The sequence below is a fragment of the Drancourtella sp. An57 genome (assembly GCF_002161525.1).
GTDB lineage: Bacteria > Bacillota > Clostridia > Lachnospirales > Lachnospiraceae > Sellimonas > Sellimonas catena.
The window spans coordinates 67647-82437 of the sequence record NZ_NFHY01000011.1; the positions used below are offsets into that span (position 1 = coordinate 67647).

Annotated in this window: 18 protein-coding genes; 2 read left to right on the forward strand and 16 right to left on the reverse strand. The window is 47.7% G+C overall.

Annotation, left to right across the window (positions count from 1 at the left end; translation table 11 throughout):
* Window positions 1-165 precede the first annotated feature (165 nt).
* The gene (locus B5G11_RS10500) at window positions 166-1029 is read left to right on the forward strand and encodes a MurR/RpiR family transcriptional regulator (protein WP_087167703.1); all 864 of its coding nucleotides are present in this window, start codon (window positions 166-168) and stop codon (window positions 1027-1029) included.
* A 20-nt stretch (window positions 1030-1049) separates the two neighbouring features.
* Here the strand turns inward: B5G11_RS10500 and B5G11_RS10505 are convergent, their stop codons facing one another.
* From B5G11_RS10505 to B5G11_RS10515, 3 genes are all read right to left on the reverse strand, one after another.
* Window positions 1050-3179 (reverse strand): DNA topoisomerase III, encoded by a 2130-nt coding sequence (locus B5G11_RS10505; protein ID WP_087167704.1) that lies wholly within the window; start codon window positions 3177-3179, stop codon window positions 1050-1052.
* A 9-nt stretch (window positions 3180-3188) separates the two neighbouring features.
* Window positions 3189-3884 carry a GTP pyrophosphokinase family protein gene (locus B5G11_RS10510; protein WP_087167705.1) on the reverse strand — a complete coding sequence of 232 codons (696 nt, stop codon included), beginning with the start codon at window positions 3882-3884 and terminating at the stop codon, window positions 3189-3191.
* A 124-nt stretch (window positions 3885-4008) separates the two neighbouring features.
* Window positions 4009-4524 (reverse strand): isochorismatase family cysteine hydrolase, encoded by a 516-nt coding sequence (locus B5G11_RS10515; protein ID WP_087167706.1) that lies wholly within the window; start codon window positions 4522-4524, stop codon window positions 4009-4011.
* A gap of 130 nt (window positions 4525-4654) precedes the next feature.
* Here B5G11_RS10515 and B5G11_RS10520 point away from each other — a divergent pair, with 130 nt between their 5' ends.
* Window positions 4655-4921, forward strand: coding sequence for a hypothetical protein (locus B5G11_RS10520; RefSeq protein WP_087167707.1), 267 nt, complete (start codon window positions 4655-4657; stop codon window positions 4919-4921).
* Between the two features lie 38 nt (window positions 4922-4959).
* On the opposite strand, the gene B5G11_RS10525 is transcribed toward B5G11_RS10520, so the two are convergent.
* The 13 genes from B5G11_RS10525 to B5G11_RS10580 form a co-directional block, all read right to left on the reverse strand.
* A complete protein-coding gene (locus tag B5G11_RS10525; protein WP_087253435.1) occupies window positions 4960-5316 on the reverse strand; it encodes a SpoVA/SpoVAEb family sporulation membrane protein in 357 nt (118 codons plus the stop codon).
* Window positions 5317-5332: 16 nt separating this feature from the next.
* Window positions 5333-6358 (reverse strand): stage V sporulation protein AD, encoded by a 1026-nt coding sequence (locus tag B5G11_RS10530; protein ID WP_343215501.1) that lies wholly within the window; start codon window positions 6356-6358, stop codon window positions 5333-5335.
* An 18-nt stretch (window positions 6359-6376) separates the two neighbouring features.
* Window positions 6377-6856, reverse strand: coding sequence for a stage V sporulation protein AC (spoVAC, locus tag B5G11_RS10535; protein WP_207753146.1), 480 nt, complete (start codon window positions 6854-6856; stop codon window positions 6377-6379).
* 12 nt (window positions 6857-6868) lie between these two features.
* Complete coding sequence (locus B5G11_RS10540) at window positions 6869-7291, reverse strand: stage V sporulation protein AB (RefSeq protein ID WP_087167709.1); 423 nt, start codon at window positions 7289-7291, stop codon at window positions 6869-6871.
* Window positions 7281-7910: a stage V sporulation protein AA gene (locus B5G11_RS10545; protein WP_087167710.1), complete on the reverse strand. Its 630-nt coding sequence runs from the start codon at window positions 7908-7910 to the stop codon at window positions 7281-7283. The genes B5G11_RS10540 and B5G11_RS10545 overlap by 11 nt, the downstream gene beginning before the upstream one ends.
* On the reverse strand, window positions 7864-8067 hold the full coding sequence (locus B5G11_RS10550) for a hypothetical protein (protein ID WP_087167711.1): 204 nt from the start codon (window positions 8065-8067) through the stop codon (window positions 7864-7866). The genes B5G11_RS10545 and B5G11_RS10550 overlap by 47 nt, the downstream gene beginning before the upstream one ends.
* 78 nt (window positions 8068-8145) lie before the next feature.
* On the reverse strand, window positions 8146-8871 hold the full coding sequence (locus tag B5G11_RS10555; RefSeq protein ID WP_087167712.1) for a SigF/SigG family RNA polymerase sporulation sigma factor: 726 nt from the start codon (window positions 8869-8871) through the stop codon (window positions 8146-8148).
* Entirely contained in the window at window positions 8850-9308 is a 459-nt protein-coding gene (gene spoIIAB / locus B5G11_RS10560) for an anti-sigma F factor (protein ID WP_087167713.1), read from the reverse strand. The genes B5G11_RS10555 and spoIIAB overlap by 22 nt, the downstream gene beginning before the upstream one ends.
* A complete protein-coding gene (locus B5G11_RS10565; RefSeq protein WP_087167746.1) occupies window positions 9305-9619 on the reverse strand; it encodes an anti-sigma factor antagonist in 315 nt (104 codons plus the stop codon). The genes spoIIAB and B5G11_RS10565 overlap by 4 nt, the downstream gene beginning before the upstream one ends.
* 137 nt (window positions 9620-9756) lie before the next feature.
* Window positions 9757-11100 (reverse strand): tetratricopeptide repeat protein, encoded by a 1344-nt coding sequence (locus tag B5G11_RS10570; RefSeq protein ID WP_087167714.1) that lies wholly within the window; start codon window positions 11098-11100, stop codon window positions 9757-9759.
* 18 nt (window positions 11101-11118) lie between these two features.
* Window positions 11119-11253: a hypothetical protein gene (locus B5G11_RS16895; RefSeq protein ID WP_255396431.1), complete on the reverse strand. Its 135-nt coding sequence runs from the start codon at window positions 11251-11253 to the stop codon at window positions 11119-11121.
* On the reverse strand, window positions 11247-12554 hold the full coding sequence (locus B5G11_RS10575) for a folylpolyglutamate synthase/dihydrofolate synthase family protein (protein WP_330680297.1): 1308 nt from the start codon (window positions 12552-12554) through the stop codon (window positions 11247-11249). The genes B5G11_RS16895 and B5G11_RS10575 overlap by 7 nt, the downstream gene beginning before the upstream one ends.
* A gap of 1 nt (window position 12555) precedes the next feature.
* A complete protein-coding gene (locus B5G11_RS10580; protein WP_087253437.1) occupies window positions 12556-14778 on the reverse strand; it encodes an LTA synthase family protein in 2223 nt (740 codons plus the stop codon).
* Window positions 14779-14791: the final 13 nt, after the last annotated feature.

A 14791-nucleotide genomic window follows, 5' to 3' on the forward strand; every position in this document is an offset into this window, starting at 1 on the left:
CTCTTTGTATCGTTTTCTACATTTCTCTAAATTCATGATACAACATCGGAATTGCATTTGCAATAATTGTTAATTTTTAAATTATTGCATATTTCTCCCTCATGCTTGCCTTTTGCAGATATTTGTGATTAAATCAAGCTATATCAAACAGAAAAGAGGATCTCTATGAAAGCAATCCAGAATTTCATTCAAAACCAAAAATTAACGCGGGTGCAGTCGGCCCTCGCATCATTCGTATTAGACCATGCAGTAGAGGTCTGTTTTATGAGTTCCACCAAGCTGGCGGAAAAACTTGGCATCAGTGAGCCTTCTGTGATCCGGTTCTGCCGGGCTCTTGGCTTTTCCGGCTACACCGATTTTCAAAACGCGCTGCGGAAAGAATACCACGGTGATCTCTTCCGGATCTCGGACCGGCTCCCTGTCCCTTCCGACCGTGCCGCCGCCCTTTCCCGGCTTGATCTTCCGTCCGATATTCTTGCAAATGAATATCAGAATACATTAGGCAATCTGGAGCAGGCCCTTGCCTCCAACCGTCCGGAGACGCTGGATGCAGCTGCGGATCTGATTCTTGCTTCCGGCCGGAAATACATTGTTGCTTCCCGCGGGAATGCCTGTCTTGGTGTCTATCTGAATCTGTATCTTCACCACATGACCGATCACGTCATCCATACCGCCTCCGCATCGGTCAGTCCTTTTGACCTGATGGCGGACATTTCGTCCGACGACTGCGTGATCGTTTTCAGTTTCCCGCGCTACTCCTCCATAGACGAACTGGCCCTGAAACTTGCTAAATCCGCAGGCGCAAAAGTGATTCTCTTTACCGACAAGCCAAGCGCCCTGTTAAGTGAATATGCCGACATTCTGTTTACCATTCCGGTCAACAGCACTTCTTTCTTTAATTCTCTAAGTGCCGCCCAGTTTCTGACAGAGGTGCTTTTAAATACCATCAGCAGGAAATGCAAAGGCCGATCCATCGAGCGCAAGCTCAAAAAGATCGACCTCTATCTGGACGAGTTCGGTACTTACTGAAACGTCCGTTCCTGTTCGGTTTATTCTATCTTCATCTTTGCCAGAGCTTCCGCAAACGCGTTGTTCAGCGGCTGCTCTGCTTCTTTTTGCTGCTGTTTCATGTAACGTCTGACATCCTGTCTGCTGACATCTTTTCCTTCCCGCTTTCTTCTTGCCTCAAAGGCCGCCATCTTTTCTTTATGGCCGCAGGCACAGACAAAAGTCTGGTCCTCTCCTTTTCCGACAAGCTCCATCCGTTTATGGCAGACCGGACATCTGGCATTGGTTGTCCGCGAAACCGTCTCACGATATCCGCACTCCCTGTCCTGGCAGACGAGCAGTTTACTGTTCTTTCCATTGACTGCCAGCATCCGTTTTCCGCACCGCGGACATTTCCGGTTTGTCAGATTGTCATGCCGGAAGGTCGCTTCGCTTGTACGGATGTCCTGCATCACATTGTTGGTATACTGCTCAATCTCTTTCATGAACGTCTTCTCTTTTTGCCTGCCGTCCGAAATTTTCTGCAGTTCCTTCTCCCATCTGGCTGTCAGCTCCGGCTTTTTCAGATCTGACGGAACAAGTTCCAGAAGCTGACGGCCCTTGGAGGTAATCAGAAGATCGTTCCCTTTTTTCTCCATATAAAAAGTATTGAACAGCTTTTCAATGATATCCGCCCTTGTGGCAACGGTTCCAAGCCCGCCTTTTTCCATGGAGGTAAGAAGAGTTGCCTCGGTATAGTGTGCCGGAGGTTTTGTCTTTCCTTCCGTCACTTCCAGCTTTTTGACAGGCAGGCTCTGCCCTTTCTTCAGTTCCGGCAGAATCTGATTTTTCAGACTGTCATCTTCGTCTTCTTCTTCGATATCACTGTCATATACGGCTCTCCATCCGGCTTCCCGGATCGTCTCGCCTTTTGCCGCAAAGTGTTCTCCTTTGACCGATGCCTTGACGCTGATCTGCTCAAATTCAGCCGGCGGATAGAGCACCGCCAGAAATCTGCGTACGACAAGATCATAGATCTTACGCTCCTCCGAAGTCATATGAGTCAGATCCACGTACTGTTCTGTCGGGATAATCGCGTGATGGTCACTGACTTTGCTGTCATCCACAAACCGCTTGTCCGCTGTAAACTGCTTTCCATGAAGAGCACGTGCCAGCGCCCGGTACGGCCCGGTCTGGCATGCCTCGATCCGTTCTTTTAAGGTCGGTACGATGTCTGAACTCAGATATCTGGAGTCTGTCCGCGGATAGGTCAGCACTTTGTGATGTTCATATAATCTCTGCATAATATTGAGAGTCTCTTTGGCAGAATATCCGAAACGACGGTTCGCCTCTCTTTGAAGCTCCGTCAGATCATAAAGTCCCGGTGCATACGTCTTTCTGGATTTTTTCTCCACGCTGTCCAGCACCAGCCGTTCTCCCCGGATCTCTTCGGAAATCCGACGGATCCGCTCCGGATCAAAGGATCTCGTACTGCCGGACTTTCCATCCTGCCAGGTAAAGCAGATCCCGTCCGCATAAACTTTCAGTCCATAATACGGCTTCGGCCGGAAAGAACGAATCTCATCCTCCCTGTTTGCGATCAGCGCAAGGGTCGGTGTCTGCACCCGCCCGCAGGTCAGCTTTGCGTTATATTTGCATGTCAGCGCCCGGGTCGCATTGATTCCTACAAGCCAGTCCGCCTTTGCGCGGGACCGGGCAGCATCATAGAGATTCTGATAGTCTCTTCCGTCACGGAGACGTCCAAATCCTTCCCGGATGGCCCGGTCCGTCACGGAGGAAATCCAGAGCCGCTTCACCGGTTTCTGATTTCCTGCCTTTTCAAGAATCCATCTTGCCACCAGCTCTCCTTCCCTTCCTGCGTCCGTGGCAATAATGATCTCTCCGACATCCTTTCTGTGTATCTGGCTCTTTACCGCATTGTACTGCTTTGCTGTCTGGCGGATCACGGAAAGCTTCCATGTCTTCGGCATCATCGGAAGCACATCCATCTTCCACTCTTTCCATTCCGGCTTATATTCTTCCGGATCAGCAAGTGTCACAAGATGGCCAAGCCCCCAGGTGACAATATACCGTTCTCCCTCGATGGTTCCCTGTCCGTTTTTCTTACATTTCAGTACCCTGGCAATGTCTCTTGCCACAGATGGCTTTTCTGCAATTACTAATGATTTCATAGTGTTCCTCTATTCATTCAAAATCGGATTCCCGTCCCGATCCGTTAAAAGTTCAAGCTGCCTGCTTTCCTCTTCCGCCTGCTCGAGACATTTCAGAATCGCTTCATTCAGCGAGAGCATTTTATCGTCCAGTTCTGATACCATTTTTGCACATTCTTTCAGCTCTCTGCTGATATACTCCGGCGCATTTCCTTCAAACTTATAGTAAATTTTGTGCTCCAGACTGGCCCAGAAGTCCATGGCAATCGTCCGGATCTGGATCTCTACCTTCGTGTCTACCACACTGTCCGTCAGGAAAATCGGAACCGAGATCAGCATATGATAACTTTTGTATCCGCTTTCCTTCGGATGCTTGATATAATCCTTGATGGAAAGCACTTTCAGATCACTCTGATTGCCGATCATCTCAGCCAGACGATAGATGTCCGAAGTGAACGAGCAGATCAGTCTGACTCCTGCAATGTCATTGATATACTTTACCATATTTTCAATGGAACTTTCATGTCCCTGTCTCTTCAGCTTCTTGACGATGCTCTCCGGTGTCTTGATTCTCTTTTTGATATGTTCAATCGGATTGTACCGATGTACATGCTGGAACTCATCATTTAAAATTTCCAGCTTTGTGCCTACTTCTTTTAATGCCGCGTTATATAGAAACATCATGGTTTTCCAGCTGTCTACATCTTCATAGTTTTTTACATTCATCCTTTTCCACCTTTCACGAAAAAGACTGCATTTTTATGCTTACCGCATTTACGCGCCATTTTATAGTATAACATATTTTTATATGTTTGTCATTTATTTCACATTTTCTATATTATTTTCTCTACTATATTAAAATCTGGCACATCTTCATTGTGCATAATGCCGATTCATGGCTTTCGGGTGTAACACCTGCGCAGCAGGCCGGATCAACCCGGACCGGCAGCTCCGGCACATACGCTTTTGCCAGGAGGGCATTGGACACAACACAGATATCTGTGCAAAGACCGATCATCTCCACGGCATCAAATCCACCGTCCCGGATATACTCTGCAAGCGGAACGCTTCCGAATGTCGTCTTGTCAAAGACACTGCGGCCTTCCGAATACGGACGGATCTCCGGAATCAGCTCCCATCCTTTGTTTCCTTTGATACAGTGTTCCACCGGCAGGAGACGTCCCTCCTGAGTTTCCGGATACTGCTCTGTATGTGTATCTCTTGTAAAGACAATCTCCTGCCCTTTCTTTACATATTCCTCAATCTTGTTTTTGACATTGTCCACAATCCCGCAGGCCTCTTTCGTCCCAAGGCTTCCCGTCACAAAGTCATTCTGCATATCAATCACGACCAGAAGTTCTTTCATTTTCTTCCTCCTCCCTGCATGTTTTCTGTATTGTAACACGATTTCCAAAGTGCGTAAAGGAACCCTGGACAGACTTTACATTTCTTTAATAGAATGGTATGATGATCAAACAGAGAAAGGAGTTTTCAGGATGTTTCGATTGTGGGCAAAGACATGGAAGAACAACCGCATGCTGTCAGATACGGTGATCTGTGACGACTCATCCGACACAAGAACACATAAAGTATTCCGGGCTTTGGAAGAGATCTGTTATCAGTTTGATTTAAGCCAGCCGATCTGGCTTGACAGCAATATCAATGAGTTCCGGCGTCATGCCAAAGCGCGGTTTTACCAGGACAGTTTTATTGACAGTATTGACTTTGACTTTCTGGAAATCCAGGTCATCGAAGAAGATTAAGAGCGGCTGCATTATGTAAAACGGAGGGCTTCCCTCCGTTATTTTTTCATTTTCGGTTCAAAAATCCAGGATGCAAGATATCCGAAGACCAGTGCCGCCGAGATTCCTGCCGCGCTTGCGGTAAATCCTCCTTCAAAGATCCCGATGAATCCGTCTTTCAGGACGGCCTCTTTGACTCCCTGAAACAGAGTGTTTCCAAATCCAAGAAGCGGAACGCTTGCCCCGCAGCCGACCATTTCGATCAGGGGATCATATACGCCCAGAAATCCCAGCACAGTTCCGGATGTTACAAGAAGCACCATGACTCTTCCCGGCATCAGTTTTGTCCTGTCCAGAAGGATCTGTACAAGCGCGCAGATCAGGCCTCCTGCCCAGAACGCGTTAAAATATTCCATCGTTTCTCCTCCTTTGTCAACATGCACGTTCCAGCACAATGCCATGGGCAATGCCCGGAATGCTCTCGCCTTCATTGAAGCTGACCGTTGACATCAATGCACCGGTCGGGACAAAGAGTACTTTCTTCCACTCACCTTTTATGATTTTCGGAAGAACATAAGATCCCAGTGTCACTGCCGCGCACCCGCAGCCGCTGCCTCCGGCATGGGTATCCTGTGTCTTCTGATCGAAAATTTTCATCCCGCAGTCCATGTGTCTTTCCTCAATGTCCACTCCGTTTTTCTTCAGAAGTTCCAACAGGATCGTGCTTCCAATATATCCGAGATCTCCGGTGACGATCTGATCATACTCTTCCATCTCCCTGCCAAAATCTTTTCTGTTTGCCAGAATGGTGTCACATGCCGCCGGAGCCATGCATCCTCCCATATTCTGGGAATCTTTCAGCCCGTAGTCTACGATTTTCCCAACTGTCACTCCGGATATCCGCACCTTCGATTTTTCCTTTCCGATGACAAAGGCTCCGCTTCCGGTTACCGTCCACTGTGCCGAGAGGGGCCTCTGGGAAGCGTATCCAAGCGGAAACCGGAATTCCTTTTCCGCGCTTCCAAAGTGGCTGGATGTGACCGCAAGAACGTAGTCCGCATATCCGGCTGCCACGCTCATCGCCCCAAGGGCAATGGCCTCCCCTGATGTGGAACATGCTCCAAACAGTCCGAATAAAGGAATCTGGAGGCTTTCAATTCCAAGGGAGGTGGCCGTTCCCTGCCTTAACAGGTCGCCGCCGAACAGAAAGCGGATCTTCTCCTGCGGAATCTGCGCCTTTTGTATGGCACGCAGACAGGCCCGTTTCTGCATTTCGCTTTCTGCCTCCTCCCATGTTTCTTTCCCGAAAAGATTTTCCTTGTCTTCTCCATGCTCGTCGAACAGTTTTCCAAGCGGCCCCTGGCTTTCTTTCTGCCCGACAATCGTTCCCGCGCTCAGCAAGAAGGGCGCCTCTGTAAAGCCAAGACTCTGCGCTCCTTTTGCCATTCCGCTTTTCATCTGCAATCCCACCTTTCTCTACCAGCTGATTCCCGCTTTCAGCAGGAAATAGTAAATCAGTCCAAACAGCCAGCTCGTGACGATTCCGTACAAAATGACCGGTCCGGCAATAGTAAAAATCTTACATCCGATTCCGAACACCTGGCCTTCTTTTTTATATTCGATTGCAGGCGCCGCCACAGAATTGGCAAATCCGGTGATCGGGACAAGCGCTCCCGCCCCGCCCCATTTCGCGATTTTTGGATACAGTCCCAGTCCTGTCAAAACGACACTTAACAGAACAAGAATCATGGATGTATAACAGCTTGTCATCTCCTTGTCCATGCCGGTGCCGGACACATAATTGGAAATGATCTGGCCAATCGTACAGATCGTTCCTCCTGTGATAAATGCGCGGAACATGTTTTTCCAGACATTATGCACCGGTGTCTTCTGCTTTACATATTCTTCGTAGCTTTTCTGCTTTTTCGCCTGTTGTCTGTTAATCGGTTCTTTCAAACAGATCCCTCCTTACACGCCCCATCTTCCCAGAAAATAAACAAGCGCTCCCGCTGTTTTCCCAAGAGACAGGCCGATGATAATATATGGTATGGTTTTAATGATTTTCAGCCTCCGGATAAAGATCGGAAATACATTGAGAATATCTGCAAGCGCCATGGCCCAGCAGCCCACAAAGATTCCGGAAAACAGACCGAACAGCGCCAGAAGGAAGCTGCCTGCCGGTATCTTTATCTGATAGATAAAGAACAGATTGAACAGAATTCCGCCGAGGGCAATAGCATTTTCATACATCAAAATGTGTTTCCCGGTATGGGTCCTGTCCGCAAACACTGAAATCAGCCCAAGCCCGATAAGAAAAGAAAACATTCCCCCTGCAATGACCGCGCCGGATGAAAATCCGATGATTCCAAGAACGATCTGCTCAGCCCACATCTTTTTCTTCCTTCTTCCGTGAGTATTCATCGATCAGTGTCATCTCGATTTCCTCCTCGTACGTCCGCATTTCCACTTCCATCGGCGTCGGATCCACAGTAAAACGTCTTTTCCCAAAGTGGTTGAAAAACAGCAGAATTCCCACGCTCATCCCGATACAGTATGTCAGTTCCAGAATTCCAAAGCCGTCCGACCGGTTTCCTGTCACAAGGAAATAAATCTGATTAAACAGTTTTGGTACATCCACGTCATTGTTAAACGACATGATGGAAAACCCGGCACCGATAAAGGTTACAAGAAGTACAAACACACTTTTCAGAAACGGAATCACTTTCCCGTTCTTTTTCTGATCTTCGATGGTAATAATCAGATCTGTCTCGCCCATATTTTCCACGGTGAGATTCGGATAAATCTCATGGATTCTGGAGATGACTTCCAGAATGGATACGACATACCGTTTCTTTAAAGAGCCTCGGAGAAGTTTCACTGTCTTTAACCGGCTGACAACAGTCTGATCGGTACATTCCATCGAAAGCACATCCCCAAGAAGCACTTCTGTTTTTGCCAGTTCCTTATTTTTCTCCCCTTTGATATAGAGTGTATGTCCGGATGTTCCCATCGTTTCCTCCTTCTTCCATGCTGACACTGACAAGCGTTCCGTTTTCTTCCGATACGGGCCGTTGCTGTGACATTACATAATACAGAATTCCCAGGATAACAGCTGATGTGACAACGCAGATCAGGCATATCCGGATTCTTCTTTTTGCCTGTTCCATTCTCCTTCACCTTTCCTTTCTTTCAAAGGTAGTATGTCTGTTCTGGCTTTTTTTATACCGGATATGCCTGATTCTTTTTTACGCCGGCGGACTGCCGTATTCTTTCATCCGTTTCAGTATCTTCTTTTCCAGCCGCGAGACCTGCACCTGCGACATGCCAAGCATTTTCCCGGTCTCGGACTGGGTTTTGTTTTCAAAATATCTGAGATAAATCAGCTGCCGTTCCTCTTTTCCCAGCTTTTCCAGAAGGGAATATAGAAACATCTGGTCAATAATCTTTTCTTCTGTTTTTTCCTCCTTTTCCAGTTTTTCCAGAAGCTCCACCTCGCTTCCGTCTTTCTTGTAGACCGGCCGGTGCAAAGACTCCACTTCGGCAGATGCTTCCATAGCCTCTACCAGTTCTTCCTTTCCGATTCCGGAAATCTCCGACAGTTCCCGGATTGTCGGTTCCCGGTTGTACTTTTTCGTAAATTCTTCTTTCGCCTGACATGCTTTACAGGAAATTTCCTTGAGAGAGCGGCTGACTTTGAGCATTCCGTCATCCCGGAGAAACCGTCTGATTTCCCCGGATATCATTGGTACCGCGTAGGTCGAAAAACGAACGTCGTATGTCAGATCAAACTTGTCAATCGCCTTTAACAGACCGATACTCCCGATCTGGAACAGGTCCTCTGCCTCGGTTCCCCGTCCACTGTATCTTCGAACAATGCACCAGACAAGCCCGACGTTTTCTTCTACAAGAAGTGCTCTTGCATCCGCGTCACCCTGATGTGCCTTTTCAATCAGCTCTGCGGTATGATCCATCCGTCACGTCCTTTGCCGATGATTTTCTTCATACGGACGGTTGTCCCGCATCCGGGACTTGATTCCACCGTCAGCTCATCCATAAAGGCCTCCATAAAGGCAAATCCCATCCCGGAACGGTCCAGTTCCGGCCGTGTCGTAAACATCGGCTGCATTGCTTCTTCAATATTTTCAATTCCTTTTCCTTCGTCCCGTACTTCGATTTCCAGCGCATGTCCTGCTGTCACACATCGGATGTAGATTTTATGTATTTCCTGATTGTAGCCATGAATCACCGCATTGGTGACCGCCTCGGAGACAGCGGTCTTGACATCCGCCACTTCCTCCAGTGTCGGATTGAGCTGTGTCATGAACGATGCCACTGCCACCCTGGCAAACCCTTCGTTTTCCGAGCAGCTGTCAAATATAATCTCCATTTCATTCGTATCCTGTTTCATTGTCTTTCCTCCTCGTAAATTCGAATAATCTTTGCAGCTCCTGACATTTTCAGGATCTTTTTCATCCGGTCATTCAGATTCGCCGCCCAGACTTCTCCTCCGGTCAGGCTCAGTTTTCTGTATCTTCCCATCATCACCCCGATTCCGGAGCTGTCCATAAAGCTTGTCTCCCCAAAATCAAAAATCACATATTTCACATGATTTCTTTCAATCTGCCGGTCTGCCTCCCTGCGGATTTCTTCCGTCTGATGATGGTCCAGCTCCTTTGGCAGAAAGATTGTCAGACAGTTTTCTTCTATCTGATATTTCATGCGGTCTCTCCCCTTTCCGTTGTTTCCTTTCCGGTTTTTCACGACACCGCCTTCCCGGGATGTCCGCCGGAACAAAAAGAGGATGATGCACACTGTGCACCATCCTCTTTTGTAGTATCGGATCTTTTATCCGGCTGTTATTCTCCTGTATTTCCCGAACCGGCTGCATTCAGGCTCTCAAGAGCCGACTGCGCCTCCTCCGCCAGAGATGTACCGGAGAACTGCTCCGTTACTTTCTGATAATAGTTCTTTGCATTTTCCATGTCGCCTGTCTCCTCATAAGCCTGAGCAAGAAGATACATGGCGTTTCCATCGTCATAAGTCTCGTCCATCCTGACAACTTTCGACAGATTCTCGATTGCCGCCTCGTAGTTTTCCACATCCGAGTTGGCCACTCCCCGGTTGTACTGTCTCCGGCAGGCTGACGGGTAAATGCTCTCTGTCAGTTCTGTAAACTGTTCTTTTCCCAGATCTCCAAGAGAATCCTGATTGATGGCCAGAAGCTCATCCGCCAGGTTTTCATTCGACTCCGAGCCGTTGCGGTATTTGGTCTGAATATCCATCAGAGACTCGTAGCTGCTCTTTGTGGACTCCGCGGTCTCTTTTGCCGTCTGTGCCTCATCACTCTGGGTCCGGTAGCTTTCCAGCTCCTTTTCCAGGGCGCTGATCTCAGACTCCTGGGAAGCGATCTGGTCGCTTGCCTCCACAATGCTTTCATTCATCTGTCTTGCCTGGGACTCATTGACCGCCGGCATAATCAGAAACCACATCACTGCCGCTCCGACCACAAGGCCGATGACAATATTGGCAATCGTAAACGCCATTCCTTTTTCCCGTTCTTTTGTTTCCACCGGCTGGATGATTGTTTCATTGCCGAGTTTATAGCTTACGGTCTGCTGTTCCTTCACATCCTTCTGTCCGGACGTACGTTTTCTGTGCATCCGGTTCAGCTCGTAAATATAGTTCAGCGTGATCGGATCTGTCGTATCCAGTTTCTGTGCTTTTCTGAGCACCTGTCTTGCCTTAGCATACTGCTCCGTGTGCAGATACAACAGTGCCAGAAGCTGATATGCTTTCAGAAAATCAGGGTGTTCGGTTACGATCTTTTTCAGCTGGATGACAGCCAGATCTTCCCCTCCCTGTCTGCAGTACTGCAGGCACTGGTTGTACTTCTTCGCAGTCTGATCGACTGCTTCCAGATCCCCCCTGGAAGATTTGAATTCATCGATATAGTCGGATGCGATATTGTCAGCAGGAACCAGCTTCAGGCTCACTGTCCAGACAACAAGCGCACGCGTCACATCTCCTCTGCCATAATAGACAAGTCCCAGAAGATTCCTTGCATCCTTATTATATTTATCAAATTGAATACTTTTTTTCAGTGAGTTTTCTGCTCCTGTCAGGTCCCGTATTTTCGCTTTTCTCAATCCATCATTATACCAGTACAGGGACCGGTACCTCAGTTCTCCTCTGATATCCATTTATATCTCCCCGTTCTGTTATCTCGTTGTTTCCAAGATATCTTTTAAAAGATCCGACAGATCCGTCAGATCCTCACTCAAGGCCTCTTCTTCGATCTCGTCTACTTCCAGGCTTGGCTGAAATTTCTTCAGTTCTTCTTCAAAATTTAACATCTGGCTGCCTCCCTTAGTAATGTTTCCATTTCTCCTACAAGGTACAGGGAACCAAAACAGTATACCTGATCCTGTTCCCGTTTGCAGGCAGTGACATAGCTGCACGCCTCTTTTACCGTATCTTTGACTACCACGCGGCTGTCCGTCCATTGAGCAAAATCCTTCTGAAGCTCTCCGGGATTTACTCCCCGCTCATCCGGAATCTTTGTTACAACAATCAAATCTGCCGGAATTTCACGGCAGACAAAACGGATCATTTCATGATAGTCCTTTTCCTTCACCGCGGAAAACAATACGATCAGCTTTCCATCCGGACTGCGAAATTTCTCCTGCATCCGGATACTTTTCGCAAGCGCTCTGACAGCCGGCATATTGTGTGCACCGTCCAGTACGATCCCCGGAAGCGCTTCCTCCATCCTTCCCTTCCAGGACGTCGTCTCCAGAATCTTCCTCCACGATGCCGTCGGCTCTTTGACCAGACGCTTCATTGCCTCCAGCGCGAGCACTGCATTCATCGGCTGATACGATGCTGTCGTCGGCAGTTTCCACATTGCAGTATCATCATACCGATTTGACGTTGAAAATTCAAGATCCTTTCCCGTAATTTTCATGATTTTGAACGCATTTTCCGAGATTTCTCTACATTCCGCGCCGGCATTTTCCGCCGTTTTTTTCAGGACACCAAGTGCCTTTTCATCTGTCGCGTCGCAGATCAGCGGCACACCCGGTTTGATGATTCCCGCTTTTTCCGCAGCAATCTTTTCGATCGTATCTCCCAGAATCTCCGTATGATCCATTCCGATGGACGTGATCACGGTCAGGACCGGATGTTCAATGCTGTTTGTCGCATCCAGTCTTCCTCCGAGACCGGTCTCCAGAATGATATATTCCGCCTCTTCTTCGTCAAAGAATTTCATCGCCATTCCGAATAAAAACTCAAAATAAGTCGGGTGGCCAAGTCCTTCTTTTTCCATCTCTCCGGCGGCTTTTCGAACTTCCTCAAATATCCGGACAAATTGTTCTTCGGATATCATTTCTTCGCCGATACGGATCCGCTCCCGGATCGTAACAAGATGAGGGGAAGTAAACAGTCCCGTCTTCTTCCCCTCTCCGGTCAGAAGCGCCTGCAGATATCTGCACACGCTTCCTTTCCCGTTGGTCCCTGCCACATGGATGATCTTTTTCTCGCGCTGGGGCATACCCAGATACGATAAAAATACTCTCGTATGGTCCAGGGAATGTTTTTTTGCAAACATCTGAAGCCTGTCAATATAGTTTACCGCTTCTTCATAATTCATCATATTATTCCTCATCACTTGTGCCTTCAAACGCTTCTACCCAGTTCTTTGCCGGCTCATCCTGTTCCTCTTCCGGAGCCAAGGTGAGCGTTCCGTTCTGGTAGACATATTTCTGAGAGGTGGCAAATACCGTACTGCTGGATCCCATCTGGATCACAGTGATAATATCTCCGTCCTCCAAAGCACAGTCATTTAACACCACATGGGTATTATTGAGGAACTTACTGTCCTGCTGTTCCCCGTTGACAAAGATCTTGCTGTTCCGCGTCATATTTTCTCCGTACAGACTGTAGGAATTTTCCTCTCCAGGCTGCGGCACAATATTATTCAACGTCACATCCTTGACACCCATTCTCATATGTCCTTCCGTAATCGGCGGGTCGCCATCGTACACATACTGTTCTCCGTAGAGAATGTCATACTGCAGAAGTTCCAGATCTTTCAGATAATCTTCTGTCTGCCTTCTCTGCTGATGATAGTTGAACACCGTTCCCGAATGGATTCCCAGACGTTCAAACACATCTGCCATAATCTGGTAGGACGGTATGTTTCTGTCCTCTTTCTCAAGTCCGATGTTGTCCCAGATCACGTAATTGGTATTATAGAGATACCTGCTCTTCAGATCCTTCGCTTCCAGTCCCATGGTCGGAAGATGGTCCCCGTAAAATACGATGACGCTCGGCTCATCTCTTTTTTCCACCTCTTCCACAAGGTGCCGGGCGAACTGATCCATCTCGTAGATCTGGTTTACATAGTATTCCCATGCATTCTGCTTCTCCTGGTCTTCCATTCCGGATACCGTAATTTCCGGATTCTCAATCACTTTCTCTGTCGGATAATCCCCGTGTCCCTGCACACTGATAGTAAAGACAAAATCCTGCTGTTCATCCGAATCCAGTGCGTCCATGATGTGTTCCACAAGAATATCATCCTTTGACCAGTTATTCGGTGTAGTCTGAAGGATATTCATAAATTCCTTGCTCGTAAACGTATCAAATCCGGTATTATTGTACACCCGCGCACGGCTGTAGAAATTTCCTCCGTTATTGTGTATTCCGTGAGTTCCGTATCCGAGGGCAGAAAGCGCTGTTGCCGCACTTTCGCAGACTTCCGTCTTTAATTTTGTCTTAAATGGATACTCGCCCGGTCCGAAATACCGCATGTTCATTCCGGTCAATACCTCAAACTCTGTATTTGCAGTTCCCGCACCGACAGACGGTACCTTGAAGTATCCGGTCGAATACTCATTAAACAATGACCTCAGGAACGGAATCGGGTCCTTGGAGAGCTGGTAGAATTCCACCTCCGTCGGATCAAAGAAGGATTCCAGCTGCACAAAAATAATATTTGGCATCTCGCCTTCTTTCAGACTTGTTTCACTCTTTGTCAAAGTTCCGTCCTTGTTAATCTCATCGATCGTCTCTTCACTGTATCCGTTCGGTTTATCAATTCCCGTGTTGAACAGACTGGCAGAAAAGCAGTACGGAAGTCCATAATCTTCATATGCAAAAGCAATATTTCCAAAATAAGTCGATACCACACGATGGTCAACCGCAAGATTTGTCAAAACCACATATGCTCCGCAGCAGATCCCGACACCGGCCAGCGCGAGCCACCTGTGCATCTTCCCCTGATACTGTCCGCCCCGGCGCCACATAGCGATCACCCATATGATCACCGCAACAACACCGACTGCCATAATGATCAGCTCATAGACAGCAAAATAATTGGTAAACAGGGACAGTCCTTCGGTCAGTGCCTTCAGGTCCTGTGCATTAAACGGCGTGACCCTCTTTAAAAGCATCGCTCCGTTTACAACTCCAAGCATCAGCCAGAATACACTGATCAAAATCCGAACAAACACCCTCCGCCGGAACAGATACACAATCGAAAAGGTCACAAAAATCATAAACGCATTGTAAAGAAATACAAGCGGCGTTTCCACCATATAATTCCATGCTGCAAAAACAGAATGGCGTGAAATACTTTCGATGATCAGGTTGATGACCATTGCCCAAACCGCGTGAAGCGGAAGGGAAAAAATATTCATCCACTTGTACACCGGCGCCATCTTTCTGGAAAAAGCGCTGTTTTTGCGTTCTTCCAGAATCCGCTGCCGGCGTTCTTTTCTTTTTTTCAAATGATTCTTGATATCCTCTCTGCTCAGGTGACGCAGTCTCTCTATTTTCCCTTTGATATCCGGTTTCTTAAAATGGATTTTCTTCATGATTTCCCCTTGT

What these genes read in the sequence shown, in the direction of transcription:
- B5G11_RS10500 (WP_087167703.1), top strand. Translation starts at nt 166, where the DNA reads ATGAAAGCAATCCAGAATTTCATTCAAAACCAAAAATTAACGCGGGTG.
- B5G11_RS10505 (WP_087167704.1), bottom strand. Translation starts at nt 3,179, where the DNA reads ATGAAATCATTAGTAATTGCAGAAAAGCCATCTGTGGCAAGAGACATT.
- B5G11_RS10510 (WP_087167705.1), bottom strand. Translation starts at nt 3,884, where the DNA reads ATGAATGTAAAAAACTATGAAGATGTAGACAGCTGGAAAACCATGATG.
- B5G11_RS10515 (WP_087167706.1), bottom strand. Translation starts at nt 4,524, where the DNA reads ATGAAAGAACTTCTGGTCGTGATTGATATGCAGAATGACTTTGTGACG.
- B5G11_RS10520 (WP_087167707.1), top strand. Translation starts at nt 4,655, where the DNA reads ATGTTTCGATTGTGGGCAAAGACATGGAAGAACAACCGCATGCTGTCA.
- B5G11_RS10525 (WP_087253435.1), bottom strand. Translation starts at nt 5,316, where the DNA reads ATGGAATATTTTAACGCGTTCTGGGCAGGAGGCCTGATCTGCGCGCTT.
- B5G11_RS10530 (WP_343215501.1), bottom strand. Translation starts at nt 6,358, where the DNA reads ATGAAAAGCGGAATGGCAAAAGGAGCGCAGAGTCTTGGCTTTACAGAG.
- B5G11_RS10540 (WP_087167709.1), bottom strand. Translation starts at nt 7,291, where the DNA reads ATGTGGGCTGAGCAGATCGTTCTTGGAATCATCGGATTTTCATCCGGC.
- B5G11_RS10545 (WP_087167710.1), bottom strand. Translation starts at nt 7,910, where the DNA reads ATGGGAACATCCGGACATACACTCTATATCAAAGGGGAGAAAAATAAG.
- B5G11_RS10550 (WP_087167711.1), bottom strand. Translation starts at nt 8,067, where the DNA reads ATGGAACAGGCAAAAAGAAGAATCCGGATATGCCTGATCTGCGTTGTC.
- B5G11_RS10555 (WP_087167712.1), bottom strand. Translation starts at nt 8,871, where the DNA reads ATGGATCATACCGCAGAGCTGATTGAAAAGGCACATCAGGGTGACGCG.
- spoIIAB (WP_087167713.1), bottom strand. Translation starts at nt 9,308, where the DNA reads ATGAAACAGGATACGAATGAAATGGAGATTATATTTGACAGCTGCTCG.
- B5G11_RS10565 (WP_087167746.1), bottom strand. Translation starts at nt 9,619, where the DNA reads ATGAAATATCAGATAGAAGAAAACTGTCTGACAATCTTTCTGCCAAAG.
- B5G11_RS10570 (WP_087167714.1), bottom strand. Translation starts at nt 11,100, where the DNA reads ATGGATATCAGAGGAGAACTGAGGTACCGGTCCCTGTACTGGTATAAT.
- B5G11_RS16895 (WP_255396431.1), bottom strand. Translation starts at nt 11,253, where the DNA reads ATGTTAAATTTTGAAGAAGAACTGAAGAAATTTCAGCCAAGCCTGGAA.
- B5G11_RS10575 (WP_330680297.1), bottom strand. Translation starts at nt 12,554, where the DNA reads ATGATGAATTATGAAGAAGCGGTAAACTATATTGACAGGCTTCAGATG.
- B5G11_RS10580 (WP_087253437.1), bottom strand. Translation starts at nt 14,778, where the DNA reads ATGAAGAAAATCCATTTTAAGAAACCGGATATCAAAGGGAAAATAGAG.